The 12,358-nt window shown below is 70.8% G+C and carries 12 protein-coding genes; 7 read left to right on the top strand and 5 right to left on the bottom strand.

The features are described from left to right. Together ABT342_RS01085 and ABT342_RS01090 are read left to right on the top strand one after the other, a co-directional pair. Window positions 1-1,221: a sensor histidine kinase gene (locus ABT342_RS01085; RefSeq protein ID WP_351565078.1), complete on the top strand. Its 1,221-nt coding sequence runs from the start codon at window positions 1-3 to the stop codon at window positions 1,219-1,221. Between the two features lies 1 nt (window position 1,222). Further along, window positions 1,223-1,948, top strand: a complete 726-nt coding sequence (locus ABT342_RS01090; protein ID WP_351565081.1) for a response regulator — start codon at window positions 1,223-1,225, stop codon at window positions 1,946-1,948. A gap of 129 nt (window positions 1,949-2,077) precedes the next feature. Here the strand turns inward: ABT342_RS01090 and ABT342_RS01095 are convergent, their stop codons facing one another. Then, the gene (locus ABT342_RS01095; RefSeq protein ID WP_351565084.1) at window positions 2,078-2,797 is read right to left on the bottom strand and encodes a peptidase inhibitor family I36 protein; all 720 of its coding nucleotides are present in this window, start codon (window positions 2,795-2,797) and stop codon (window positions 2,078-2,080) included. A 253-nt stretch (window positions 2,798-3,050) separates the two neighbouring features. On the opposite strand from ABT342_RS01095, the gene ABT342_RS01100 reads away from it, so the two are divergent. After that, window positions 3,051-4,751, top strand: coding sequence for a chitinase (locus ABT342_RS01100; protein ID WP_351565087.1), 1,701 nt, complete (start codon window positions 3,051-3,053; stop codon window positions 4,749-4,751). 47 nt (window positions 4,752-4,798) lie between these two features. On the opposite strand, the gene ABT342_RS01105 is transcribed toward ABT342_RS01100, so the two are convergent. Beyond that, window positions 4,799-5,269, bottom strand: a complete 471-nt coding sequence (locus ABT342_RS01105) for a hypothetical protein (RefSeq protein ID WP_351565090.1) — start codon at window positions 5,267-5,269, stop codon at window positions 4,799-4,801. Between the two features lie 164 nt (window positions 5,270-5,433). Between ABT342_RS01105 and ABT342_RS01110 the strand changes: the two genes are divergently transcribed. From ABT342_RS01110 to ABT342_RS01120, 3 genes are all read left to right on the top strand, one after another. Continuing rightward, on the top strand, window positions 5,434-6,786 hold the full coding sequence (locus ABT342_RS01110) for a M14 family metallopeptidase (protein ID WP_351565093.1): 1,353 nt from the start codon (window positions 5,434-5,436) through the stop codon (window positions 6,784-6,786). 238 nt (window positions 6,787-7,024) lie between these two features. Further along, entirely contained in the window at window positions 7,025-7,759 is a 735-nt protein-coding gene (locus ABT342_RS01115; protein ID WP_351565096.1) for a DUF4232 domain-containing protein, read from the top strand. Between the two features lie 175 nt (window positions 7,760-7,934). Then, the gene (locus ABT342_RS01120; RefSeq protein WP_351565098.1) at window positions 7,935-8,414 is read left to right on the top strand and encodes an RICIN domain-containing protein; all 480 of its coding nucleotides are present in this window, start codon (window positions 7,935-7,937) and stop codon (window positions 8,412-8,414) included. A 174-nt stretch (window positions 8,415-8,588) separates the two neighbouring features. Here ABT342_RS01120 and ABT342_RS01125 read toward each other — a convergent pair whose 3' ends face one another. From ABT342_RS01125 to ABT342_RS01135, 3 genes are read right to left on the bottom strand one after another with little or no spacing between them, the layout of a single operon-like run. Further along, window positions 8,589-8,999, bottom strand: a complete 411-nt coding sequence (locus ABT342_RS01125) for a RidA family protein (protein ID WP_351565101.1) — start codon at window positions 8,997-8,999, stop codon at window positions 8,589-8,591. After that, window positions 8,996-9,838 (bottom strand): IclR family transcriptional regulator, encoded by an 843-nt coding sequence (locus tag ABT342_RS01130; protein WP_351565103.1) that lies wholly within the window; start codon window positions 9,836-9,838, stop codon window positions 8,996-8,998. Before ABT342_RS01130 ends, ABT342_RS01125 begins: the two co-directional genes overlap by 4 nt. Next, window positions 9,835-10,878, bottom strand: a complete 1,044-nt coding sequence (locus ABT342_RS01135; RefSeq protein WP_502965445.1) for a sugar kinase — start codon at window positions 10,876-10,878, stop codon at window positions 9,835-9,837. The genes ABT342_RS01130 and ABT342_RS01135 overlap by 4 nt, the downstream gene beginning before the upstream one ends. Before the next feature lie 174 nt (window positions 10,879-11,052). On the opposite strand from ABT342_RS01135, the gene ABT342_RS01140 reads away from it, so the two are divergent. Beyond that, window positions 11,053-12,357, top strand: a complete 1,305-nt coding sequence (locus ABT342_RS01140; protein ID WP_351565108.1) for an alanine racemase — start codon at window positions 11,053-11,055, stop codon at window positions 12,355-12,357. Window position 12,358: the final 1 nt, after the last annotated feature.

Consider the following 12,358-nt stretch of genomic DNA (forward strand, 5'->3'; position numbering starts at 1 on the left):
ATGGATCAACGACCCCAGCCCGAGCCCCAGTTGCCGATGCAGGAGCCGATACCGGTGCCGATCCCGCTGGTGCACCGGTGGAACGCCGTCCTGTGGGTGCTTCTGGGCCTGGTGCCCCCCGCCATCTCCGCGGCGGACGCCTCCGGCGCGACGAAGTCCGGGGTGCTCGGGCTGCTGGTCGTCCTGGCCGTGTCGTACGCGGCCGTGGCCATGTTCCCCGGCAACCGGGTCCTCGGCCCGCGCGCCTATCTGTACGTGCTCGCCGTCGGACTCGGCGCGATGTCCTTCCTGCTCAACGGCGGTGCGGCGATGTTCGTCGTGGCGCTGCCGCACTTCTGGATCTACGCGGCGGGTCCGGGGGCCGCGATCGGGCTGAGCGCTCTGGCCGCGACGGCGACCGTGGCCGGGAACGTCCTGCGGCAGGCCCCGGACGGGCCGTTCCTCACCGGGAACGTCACCGCCACCCTCATCGGGTACGCGGCGAGCGTGCTGCTCGGCCTGGGCGTGAGCCGGCTCGTCAGGGACAGCGAGGCGCGCGCCCGCCTGCTGGCCGACGAGCTGGAGGCCGCCCGGCGGCGGCTGGCCGAGACGCAGGCCGAGGCGCTACGGCGGCAGGGCGCCACGGACGAGCGCGAGCGGCTGGCGCGGGAGATCCACGACACGCTCGCGCAGGGGTTCGCGTCCATCATCGTGCTGGCGGAGGCGGCCCGTTCGAGCCTCGGCACCGATCCGGCCAAGGTCGCCCAGCAGCTGCAGTCGATCGAGCACACCGCCCGTGAGAACTTCGCCGAGGCCCGGGTGCTCGTCGGGTCCGCCCCGCAGAGCGGTCTCACCCCCGGACCGGTCGCCGCGGCCCTGCGCCGCACCCTGGACCGGTTCGCCGAGGACACCGGCCTGGCCGTCGACGCGGAGCTGCCGGACGTCACGTGCGACCAGCCGACCCGGATCGCGCTGCTGCGCTGTCTGCAGGAGTCGCTGGCCAACGTACGCAAGCACGCGGACGCCTCCACCGTCGGCGTCGTCCTCGCGCAGCACCCGTACGGCATCGAGCTGGAAATCACCGACGACGGCCGCGGCTTCGTGGTCGAGGAGTCCCGGGGCTTCGGCCTCGACGGGATGCGCAAGCGCCTCGCCGAACTCGGCGGCGAGCTCACCGTGACCAGCTCGGTCGGCGACGGCACCCGCATCCTCGCCACGTTCCCCATCGAAGGACAGGACTGACATGTCGTACGCACCTCAGCCCCCGAAGGCTCCTCAGGCCTCGCAGGGCCCGCAGGCTCCTGAGGACACGCTCCGGATCATCCTCGCCGACGACCACACGGTGATGCGTGCCGGTGTCGCCGCCCTGCTCGCCTCGGATCCCGCCATCGACATCGTCGGCGAGGCCGGCAACGGCCGCGAGGCCGTCGAACTGGTCGAGCGGCTCGCTCCCGACGTGGCCCTGATCGACCTGCGGATGCCGGTGCTCGACGGGGTGGCCGCCACGGCCGAGATCGTCGCGGCCGGTTCCGGGACCCGGGTGCTGATCCTGACCACGTACGACACCGACGTGGAGATCGAGCGCGCGGTCGAGGCGGGCGCGATCGGCTATCTGCTCAAGGACACCACCCGCGAGCAACTCGTCGACGCCATCCGGTCCGCGGCCCGCGGCGAGACCGTCCTGGCCCCCCGGGTCGCGGAGCGGCTCGTGGCCCGGATGCGGCAGCCCGCCCCGGTGGCGCTGACGACGCGTGAGGTGGAGGTGCTGAACGCGGTGGCGGACGGCCTGTCCAACGTCGACATCGGCAAGCGGCTGGTCATCGCCGAGGCGACGGTGAAGACCCATCTGCTGCGGGTCTTCGCGAAGCTCGATGTCAGCGACCGCACGCACGCGGTGGTGGTGGCCATGGAGCGCGGTCTGCTGAGCCGTCAGGAAGACCGGAAGCAGGGCCGGCGCCAGAGGTCCTGACCACCAGATCGGTCTGGACCAGGTTGTACCGACCGGCTGCGGGAGGACAGCCGAGGCCTCGGCGGGGCGGCGCAATGGGTGCGCCCCCGGCCGTAGCGGCCGGGGGCGCGGCGTGTCGCCGTCAGGGGATCACATCTTGAGGGCGTCGGCCTTGTCGTTCCACGAGCCGGTGCCGACGCCCGGGTAGTCGTGGTCGGCGAGGTTGCGCAGGCAGCCGCCGAGGGAGGTGATGATCTCGGGGTCGGGCAGGTTGTTGCGGTAGTCGATCAGCGACATGCCGCCTATCTCGTCGTTGTTGCACGTCGAAGAGGCCTTGTCGCGGAAGTCGTACTGTCCGAGGGTCTTGGTGCCGTCCTCGGACCACTGCAGCTTGCGCCCGTTGTAGTTGGAGTCCTGCCAGATGCAGACCCAACCGAAGTTGCAGGTCGGCGTACCCGCGGCGGCGTAGGCGGCCTTGCTCGTGCCGGCCGCGGCGTTCTTCGGGGTGATGTCGCCGCGGCCCTTGGGGGCGGCCTTGAAGGCGGTGGGGTGGGCCTTCTTGTAGGTGGCCAGGTCGGCGTTGGCCTGGGCGTCGTTGTCGAAGCACTTCACCGACAGGTCGGGGTACTCCGAACAGACCTTCGCGGTGCCCCAGCCCTTGGCGAGGTCGATCTTCTTGCCCTTGTACGTGGCGATGACGGAACCGGCGCGCGTCTTGGCGTCGCCGGCGCGGTCGGCCTTGTCGGAGGCGCCGGCCTTCGCCGTGCGAGGGGCGGTGGTCGAGCCGGCGTCGGCGGTCGCGGTGGTGGTCATGCCGAGCGCGAGGACGGTGCCGAGGCCGACGGTCGTGATCGTTGTCCGGATGTTCAAGGTGGTGCTTCCTCCCGTTTGGTGTTGCGTCGGGAGTGACTGTAGGTGCCGACGTGATGCCCATCAAACAGATTTTCGACAGTAAGTCGCGTATTTCACAAGGAAGTTGAAGGAAGAGATCATTCCGGATGCAGGCTCGACCTTCAGAGGTCTTGACAACCCGATTGGTCTGGACCAGCTTGGAGGACCAGCGGTGGCCACCGTTCCCGTACGTCTTCCTCCCACCCCCCAACTCCCCCCACGGAGGCAGCAAGTGGACCGCACGGACCGCACCACACGCAGATGGCTCGGCGCAGCCCTGGCGCTGGCCGTAGGCGCCGGGCTCGGACTGACCGGCGCCGCCGGGACCGCGCAGGCCGCCGATGTGAATGTCGCCAAGAACGGCGGGTTCGAGTCCGGGCTCGCCAACTGGAGCTGTTCCACGGGGAACGGGGCCACCGTCTCCTCCCCCGTGCACGGCGGGACCGCCGCGCTCAGGGGCACGCCCACCGGGCAGGACCACGCGAAGTGCTCGCAGACCGTGGCGGTGAAGCCGAACTCGACGTACCAGCTGAGTGCGTGGGTGCAGGGGTCGTACGTGTATCTCGGAGCGAGCGGGACCGGGACGACGGACGTGTCGACGTGGACACCGGGCGCCTCGGGGTGGCAGAAGCTCAGCACCGGCTTCACGACGGGCGCGAGTACGACCTCGGTGACCGTGTATACGCACGGCTGGTACGGGCAGTCCGCGTACCACGTCGACGACGTCTCGGTCTTCGGCCCGGACGGGGGCGGCGGCGGTGACCCCGACCCGGTGGTGCCCGCCCCGCCCACCGGCCTCCAGGCCGGCGCGGTGACCTCGTCGTCCGTGGCGCTGAGCTGGAGCGGGGTGTCCGGGGCGACCGGGTACCACGTGTACCGCGACGGCACCAAGGTGCAGTCGGTGAGCGGGACGTCGGCGACCGTGACCGGGCTGGCCGCGTCGACCTCGTACCAGTTCCAGGTGAGCGCCGCGAACGCGGCCGGGGAGTCGGCGAAGTCCGCCGTCGTCACCGGACGGACCAGCGGCGGCGGGAACCCGGGTAATCCGGCCGTGCCGAAGCACGCCCTGACCGGGTACTGGCAGAACTTCGACAACGGCGCGACCGTGCAGAAGCTGCGCGACGTCCAGGCGCAGTACGACATCATCGCGGTGTCCTTCGCCGACTCGACGGCGACGCCCGGCGAGATCACCTTCAACCTCGACCCGGCGGTCGGCTACGGCTCGGTCGACGAGTTCAAGCGCGACATCAGCGCCAAGAAGGCCGCCGGAAAGTCGGTGATCCTGTCGATCGGCGGTGAGCGCGGCAATGTGACGATCAACAGCGACGCGTCCGCGACCGCCTTCGCCAACAGCGCGTACGCCCTCATGCAGAGCTACGGATTCAGCGGCGTGGACGTCGATCTGGAGCACGGGATCAACTCCACGTACCTGACCAAGGCGCTGCGGCAGCTCTCGCAGAAGGCGGGCTCCGGGCTGGTCCTGACGATGGCGCCGCAGACGATCGACATGCAGAACACCGGCACGGAGTACTTCAGGACGGCGCTCGCAGTGAAGGACATCCTCACGGTGGTCAACATGCAGTACTACAACAGCGGCTCGATGCTCGGCTGCGACGGCAAGGTCCACTCCCAGGGCTCGGTCGACTTCCTCACCGCGCTCGCCTGCATCCAGCTGGAGGGCGGCCTCGACCCCTCCCAGGTGGGCCTCGGGGTCCCGGCGTCCACACGGGGCGCGGGCAGTGGTTACGTCGACCCGCAGATCGTGAAGAACGCGCTGGACTGCCTGGCGCGCGGCACGAACTGCGGCGCGTTCAAGCCCTCGCGTACGTACCCGGGCCTGCGGGGCGCGATGACCTGGTCCACGAACTGGGACGCGACCGCCGGGAACGCGTGGTCCAACGCGGTCGGGCCGCACGTGCACAACCTGCCGTAGCGGCGCGGCGCCGCGTGCCGTGAACCTGCCGTGAACCGCCCATCGGCCTACTGGACGGCCGGCGGGCGGTTCGCCAGGTAGTACCCGAGCACGTGCGGCAGTTCGGCCAGCCACTGCAGCAGTTGCTCCCGGCGGCGGGCGGCGACCCGGCACTCGTAGAGCACCCCGCTGGGGTGGGCGACGGCCACCATGAGGACGTTGCCGGACGGGGCCGGGGCGTGGTGGACGGTCCCGATCACCGCCCACGGGAACTCCATGATGTGGCCGTTGATCTCCAGGGCCACGCCCGAGTCGTCGACGATCACCGAGTTGCGCTTGTCGTGGGCCATGAACTCGGGTGCGGCGTAGGGCTGCGGGGCGTACGGCTGCTGCTGTGGCGGGGCGTAGGGCTGTTGCGGCGGGGCGTACGGCTGCTGCTGCTGTGGAGGGTACGGCTGCGGTACGGGCATGGGCGGGCCGAAGCCGGCAGGTGCCGCGCCGGGGGCGGGGTGGGAGTGGGGGTGACCGCCGTATGTCATGCACACAAGTATGACGGGTTCGCCAAGCCGGATCGCGGGTGGCCGAGTTCAGCTCTTGACCGGGCCATGCCATACGCCCACCATGTGCCCGTCACACCGCACCAACCCCGCACCACCCGCACGTCGCATTGAGCCACCCCCACACTCCCCACCCAGGAGACAGCATGCGACTTCGCATACGCGGCAGCGGCGCCCGCGGCCGCAGAAGGTCCGCCACCCTCGCGGCCCTGCTCGCGCTCGCCGTAGCGGTCCCGATCACCGCGACCGCGCAACCCGCCCCGGACCGCGCACCCGCGGCCCCCGTCGAGGAACAGATCCGCCAGTACGAGATCCACGGCCCCTCCACCGTCGCCGAGCGGACCGCCATCGCGGCGAGCGGCGTCTCGATCGACGAGGCCGACGACCACGCGATCGTCATCAGCGCCAACGCCGCCCAGGCGAAACGGCTCCGCGCACTCGGCCACGTACTCGAAGCGCTGCCCGCACCGCCCAGCCGGCAGGCGGCGGGCACCGCCGCCAAGCCGTTCGACTTCCCGTCCGCGGACTCGCGCTACCACAACTACGCCGAGATGAGCGCGGAGATCGACCAGCGGATCGCTGCCCACCCCTCGATCATGAGCAAGCGCGTGATCGGCAAGTCCTACCAGGGCCGTGACATCGTCGCCATCAAGATCAGCGACAACGTCGCGACCGACGAGAACGAGCCGGAAGTCCTCTTCACCCACCACCAGCACGCCCGCGAGCACCTCACCGTCGAGATGGCGCTCTACCTGCTGCGCGAGCTCGGGGACGACTACGGCACCGACTCCCGCGTCACCAACGCGGTCAACGCCCGCGAGATCTGGATCATCCCCGACCTCAACCCGGACGGCGGCGAGTACGACATCGCCACCGGCTCCTACCGCAGCTGGCGCAAGAACCGCCAGCCCAACTCCGGTTCGTCGTACGTCGGCACGGACATGAACCGCAACTGGAACTACAAGTGGGGCTGCTGCGGCGGCTCCTCCGGCTCCCCGAGCTCGGACACCTTCCGGGGCCGGGCCGCCGAGTCCGCCCCCGAGGTGAAGGTCGTCGCCGACTTCGTACGCTCCCGGGTCGTCGGCGGCAAGCAGCAGATCAAGACCGGCATCGACTTCCACACCTACAGCGAACTGATCCTGTGGCCGTACGGCTACACGACGGCGGACACCGCCCCGGGCCTGACCCAGGACGACCGCAACGCCTTCGCCGCCGTCGGCCAGAAGATGGCCGCCAGCAACGGCTACACCCCCGAGCAGGCCAGCGACCTGTACATCACGGACGGGTCGATCGACGACTGGCTGTGGGGGAACCAGAAGATCTTCGCGTACACCTTCGAGATGTACCCGTCAGGCTTCGGCGGCGGCGGTTTCTACCCGCCCGACGAGGTGATCGAGCGCGAGACGAGCCGCAACCGGGACGCGGTGCTCCAGCTGCTGGAGAACTCCGACTGCATGTACCGGTCCATCGGCAAGGAACAGCAGTACTGCGCGAGCTGACCTGACAGGGGCGCCCGGGACATCGCCTCCCGGGCGCCCCTCACGCATCCCGCCCCGCGTTCCAGGGGCTGGATATTCTCGCAGGTCAGACGCCGTACCGGCGTTCCAGCGTCCCTGATCCACCGTTCCAGCTTGCCCCCGCTTTCCTGGAACGGATTGGCTGTTGCCGAGCCGGACGGAGAACGCCGACCGGCCGCGAATCGCCACCAGGCAGACCACGCACGACACGGGGGAACCCATGCAGCTCCAGCACACCCGCACGACGATCCTCGCCGGCCTCACGCTGGTCAGCGCGCTCACCCTGACCGCCTGCAACGGCGACGTCATCAAGGGCGCGGCGCCCGCCGGCTCCTCCTCCAGCGCCTCGACGGGCGCGAGCAGCAGCCCCGGCAGCGGCGGCGCGGACCAGGGCTCCACCGACAGCAGCAACGGAAGCGGAAACGGAAACGGCAAGAGCAACAGCGGCGGCAACGGAGGCGGCGAAGGCACCGCCGCCGGCACCGGCTCCGGCTCCGGCTCCGGCTCCGGCTCCGGCGAGCAGTCGGTCGGCATCTGCCGCGGCGACGAGCTTGAGGTCACCGCTGTCGACAACACGACCGACAAGGAGGTGGGCGTCGTCACCGTCCAGTTGAAGAACGGCGGCGGCCGCGACTGCACCATCAGCGGCTTCGCCGGCGTCGACCTGAAGACGGCGGCGGGCGACACCCTCTCCGTGGAGCGGGACGGCGACGGGACCAGGTCCGATGTCCTCAAGGACGGCGAGTCCGCCGCCTTCAACATCACGTTCGCGTTCAACAACACCGGCGGCTCCGGTGTGCGCGTGTCCAAGATCCTGGTGACTCCGCCGAACGAGACGAAGACCGTCACGATCGACTGGCCCGCGGGCTCCCTCCCGGCCGAGAACCCGGACGCCCAGAGCAGGCCGATCCAGATCAGCCCGGTCAGCAAGGTCAGCGACTCCCCCGCGGGCTGAGGCACGCGAGTGCCCTCGGTGGCCAGGGAAACGCCCTGGCCACAGGCGGGACTGCGCGCTACTCCGTTCGCCGTCCCGATCCAGTGATCATTCCGCATGGCGCGCCCGGCCACCGCGGCTCCGCCTGCGACTCTCGCACCGAGAAATCCAGAACCCGCGAGAGACGGAGTCGCTCATGCCCGACCTGCTCACGACGCTGCCCATCGGCCCGGTGGGGATGTCCCATCACATCACCGGGACGTACTTCATGTGCAACGACTGGCACGACGGCGTCAACAACCACGTGCAGACCTGGGCCGAGTTCCCCTTCCCGAAGGACAAGACCAGTCACAAGTGGTACTTGGTGACGAATCCAGATGGGACCGTCCGTATCGAGTCGTTCGCCAACCGCCGCTGCCTGACCGTCGGCTCCAAGCCGTCGGACGTCGTCACCTTTCAGGAGCAGACCGACAGCCTCCATCAGAACTGGAGGTTCATCCACCAGGATGTCAGTTCCGACAGCTACGCCATCGTTTCGGTGGTGCACCCGCGCTTTGCGCTGGGGCTCGCCGAATACCACCAGCTGAACGACAAGCTGCTGGGCCTGACCCGGTTGTGGGGCGGCGGGGTGCACATGTCCCAGGTGTGGCGGGTGTTCCCTGCGAGCGAGCTCTGACCTCGCCCCGGTGCGGCGGGACAGGGGCGCCTGGGACGTGACCGTCCCGGGCGCCTCTTCGCATGCGTACGGCTGGACGGCGAGGCTCAGCGCCGCCGCGACCGCGAGGCCCGCCACCGACAGCACCGACTCCAGGACCGTCCAGGACTTGAGGGTGTCCCGCTCGGAGGAAGATCAGCTCAGGACCGCGAGGGCGTCGATCTCGATCAGCAGGCCGGCGGGCAGGCCCACGTAGACGGTCGTACGGGCGGCGGGGGCCTCCTTGAGGCCCTGCTCCTCGAAGTACGCGTCGTAGATCTCGTTCATCTCGGCGAAGTGGGCCGTGTCGGTGAGGTAGACGCGCATCATCATCACGTCGTCCCAGCTCGCGCCGCCCGCCTCCAGGACCGCCTTGACGTTGGCGAAGGTCTGCAGGGTCTGCTCGCGCAGGGTCGGGCCGGCGGGGGTCGGGGCCTGGCCGTCGACTGCCGGGAGGAAGCCGACCTGGCCGGCGACCTGGAGGATGTTGCCCTTGCGGACGCCGTGGGAGAACTTCGCGGGCGGGGCGGTGTGGGTGGGGGGCGTGATGGCGGTCTTCTCGGTCATGCGTCGTCCTTCGGTGAGGTGGGGTTTCTGTCGGGGGTCCGGGGGTCGCCCCCCGGGGAATGCAGCCTGCCGGGGGTCCGGGGGGCGCCCCCCGGGGAATGCAGCCCTGAGTAGTCACGGGTGATGGCGTCGGCGGTGCGGCGCACCAGCGGGAGCAGGCTGAGGAGTTCCTCGGCCGTGACGACCACATTGGGCGCCGAGACCGACATGGCGGCGACGACGCGTCCCTCCGCGCCTCGGATGGGGGCCCCGACGCAGTTGATGGACTCCTCGTGGCCACCGAGGTCGGTGGCCCAGCCCTGTTCGCGTACAGCCGCCAGCTCTTCGAGGAAGGCGGCGGCGTTCGGGATCGAACGGGGCGTGTACATGGGGTAGTCGAGCCGCTCGGCGATCGCTCGGCGCTCGGGCTCGGGAAAGTCGGCGAGCAGGAGCTTCGCGACGGCGGCGACGGTGATCGCGACGGGCTTGCCGATCCGGGAGTACATCCGGACCGGGTAGCGGCTCTCGACCTTGTCGATGTAGACGACCTCGCCCTCCTCGTACACGGCGAGGTGGACGGTGTGCCCGATCTGCTCGTTGAGGTCGACGAGGTGGGGGTGGGCGATCTCGCGGACGTCGAGGTTCTCGACGGCCTCCTGGGCGAGGGCGAAGAGGCGGGCGCCGAGACGGTAGCGCTGGTCCTGCTGGCGGTAGACGAGGCCGTGCTCGTGCAGGGTGCGCAGCAGGCGCAGCGCGGTGGACTTGTGGACGCCGAGCCGTTCGGCGACCTGTCCGAGGTCGGCGGGCCCCTGCGCGAGCAGCGGCAGGATGCTCAGCGCACGGTCGACGGTCTGGCTCATGGCGTCTGTACCTCCTCCGGGGCCTGCGCGGCTGCGGTCCAGCCGGGGCCGAGGTGAAGTGTCCCCCAGTCCTCGTCGCCGAGGGCGGCAAGGCGGTCGGCGTACGCGAGTGTCAGGGGCGCCGCGTAGCGGCTCGTTGAGGGGTGGTGGTCCGGCCGGCGGGTGGGAGGCGGGCCGAGGTCGGCGGGCACGGTGAGGGCGGCGGCGGCCATGAGGTGCCCGTGCCGCAGGCGCGCCTTCATGCCGAGTCCGCGCAGGGTGGCGGAGAGGAACCCGGCGGCGAAGGCGTCGCCGGCTCCGACGGGGGCGACGACGTCGACGCGGGGGGCGGGTTCGCGGGTGACGGTGTCGTGCTGGGGCGCACACGCGGGACGGCTGTACGCCACCGCCCCCTTCGCCCCCCGCTTGACCACGACCACCTCCGGCTCCGCGAGCGCGTCCCGGATCGCGTCCGCGCCCCGCAGGCCCCAGGCCTCCTCCGCCTCGTCCTCGCCGACGAGGACGAGGTCCGCGCCGCGGGCCAGTTCGAGCAGGACGGCGGGGTCGTCGCGCCGGAGGCCGGGGCGGTGGTTGACGTCGAAGGAGACGAGGGGGCGGCCGGGGCGGGGGCCGGTGAGGTCGCGCATCAGGGCGAGGCAGTCGTCGGACAGGGCGGCCGTGATGCCCGACACGTGCAGGACGCGGGCGGCGCGGAGGTCCTCGTACGGGACGGTCCGCGGCGACATCGCGGAGGCGGCCGAGCCCGCCCGGTAGTAGACGACCTCGTGCGTGTCCGTGGCGCGGTCGGTGGCCGTGCGGAAGTAGACGCCGGTGGGGCGGTGCGGGTCGCGGTGGACCGCGGAGGTGTCGACGCCGTACGCCGCGACCGCCTCGATCAGATGGTCTCCGAAGCCGTCCGCGCCGACCCGGCTGACCCATTTCGCGCGGTGCCCGGCCACGGCCAGCGCGCAGGCGACGTTGGACTCGGCGCCGCCGATGGTGCGGACGAAGGAGGGAACGTCGGCGAGGCGCCCGGCCACCGACGGCAGGAACGTGACCATGGACTCACCGAGGCAGACGACGTCCACAGCGACATCCACGGCTTCTCCTTGGTGATCTGGAGGGGTCCGGTGGGCTCATTGGCCCCGGATCGGCTCGGATGTTAGACAGCGTTAAGCGATATGCGCAATGGATATTGCATATGTCGCAACGAGCACGCCAGCAAGGAGGCCCTCATGCCCGCCGACAACGCCGTCGACGCCGTCGCCCAGCTCGTCGAACGGCTCGCCGACGAACGCGTCGACCACCGCTTCAAGGCCCTCCCGCCCGACGCCCAGGGCCTGACCGTCGGCGAGCTGGCCGCCCAGCGCCGCAACCTCTTCACGGACGGCTTCACCACCCCCGTGCTGGCCCTGTCCGCCGAGTCCGTGGAGCACAATCTCGCCGTCCTCCAGACGTACGCCGAGCGCCACGGCCTCGCCTTCGCCCCGCACGGCAAGACCTCGATGTCACCGCAGCTGTTCGCCCGTCAGCTGGAGCACGGCGCCTGGGGCATCACCGCCGCCATGCCGCATCAGGTCCGCGTCTACCGCGCCTACGGCATCCGGCGCGTGTTCCTCGCCAACGAGCTCGTCGACGCCGTCGCCCTGCGCTGGCTCGCCCGCGAGCTGGACGCCGACCCCGGCTTCCGCTTCATCTGCTACGTCGACTCCGTACGGGGCGTCGAGCTGATGGAAGCGGCCCTCGCGGGCGCCGCCTCCCGCCGCATGGACGTCGTCGTCGAGCTGGGCGCCGGCGAGGGTGCCCGCACCGGTGTGCGTACCGAGGCCGAGTGCGCGGCCGTCGCCGACGCCGTCGCCGCCACCACGACCCTGCGCCTGGTGGGCGTCGCCGGTTACGAGGGCGAGGTCCCGGACGCGAACCCCGAGCGGGTACGGGACTGGGTGCGCCGCCTCGTCTCCCTCGCCGCCGCCTTCGACGAGGACGGCCGGTTCGCCGGGGCGGGCGCGGACGAGATCGTCGTCAGCGCGGGCGGCAGCGCCTGGTTCGACACCGTCGCCGAGGTCTTCGCGACGATCCCCGAACTCTCCCTGCCCGTACTGAAGCTGCTGCGCTCCGGCACGTACGTCTCGCACGACGACGGCCACTACCGGCGCCTCACCCCCTTCAACCGGATCCCGCGGGAAGGCACGCTGGAGCCCGCGTTCCGGCTCTGGGCCCAGGTCGTCTCCCGGCCGGCCCCGGGCCAGGCGTTCACCAACGCGGGCAAGCGCGACGCCGCGTACGACCTCGACCTGCCCGAGGCCCAGGTCGTCCGGGACGCCCGCACCGGCGAGGTACGCCCCGCCACCGGCATCACGGTCACCGGGCTGTCCGACCAGCACGGCTGGCTGCGCACGGACGAGGGCACCGATCTGGAGGTCGGTGACTGGCTCGGGATGGGCCTGTCGCACCCTTGCACGTCGTTCGACAAGTGGCAGATGATCCCGCTGGTGGAGGCGGACGGCACGGTCACCGACCTCATCCGGACGTTCTTCTAGG

It is taken from the genome of Streptomyces sp. NPDC000410, assembly GCF_040300305.1.
Classification (GTDB): domain Bacteria; phylum Actinomycetota; class Actinomycetes; order Streptomycetales; family Streptomycetaceae; genus Streptomyces.

Coding starts and splice junctions, on each gene's coding strand:
- ABT342_RS01135 (WP_502965445.1), bottom strand. CDS start 10,878: ATGGTCACGTTCCTGCCGTCGGTGGCCGGGCGCCTCGCCGACGTTCCC.
- ABT342_RS01090 (WP_351565081.1), top strand. CDS start 1,223: ATGTCGTACGCACCTCAGCCCCCGAAGGCTCCTCAGGCCTCGCAGGGC.
- ABT342_RS01120 (WP_351565098.1), top strand. CDS start 7,935: ATGCCCGACCTGCTCACGACGCTGCCCATCGGCCCGGTGGGGATGTCC.
- ABT342_RS01140 (WP_351565108.1), top strand. CDS start 11,053: ATGCCCGCCGACAACGCCGTCGACGCCGTCGCCCAGCTCGTCGAACGG.
- ABT342_RS01105 (WP_351565090.1), bottom strand. CDS start 5,269: ATGACATACGGCGGTCACCCCCACTCCCACCCCGCCCCCGGCGCGGCA.
- ABT342_RS01110 (WP_351565093.1), top strand. CDS start 5,434: ATGCGACTTCGCATACGCGGCAGCGGCGCCCGCGGCCGCAGAAGGTCC.
- ABT342_RS01085 (WP_351565078.1), top strand. CDS start 1: ATGGATCAACGACCCCAGCCCGAGCCCCAGTTGCCGATGCAGGAGCCG.
- ABT342_RS01125 (WP_351565101.1), bottom strand. CDS start 8,999: ATGACCGAGAAGACCGCCATCACGCCCCCCACCCACACCGCCCCGCCC.
- ABT342_RS01130 (WP_351565103.1), bottom strand. CDS start 9,838: ATGAGCCAGACCGTCGACCGTGCGCTGAGCATCCTGCCGCTGCTCGCG.
- ABT342_RS01115 (WP_351565096.1), top strand. CDS start 7,025: ATGCAGCTCCAGCACACCCGCACGACGATCCTCGCCGGCCTCACGCTG.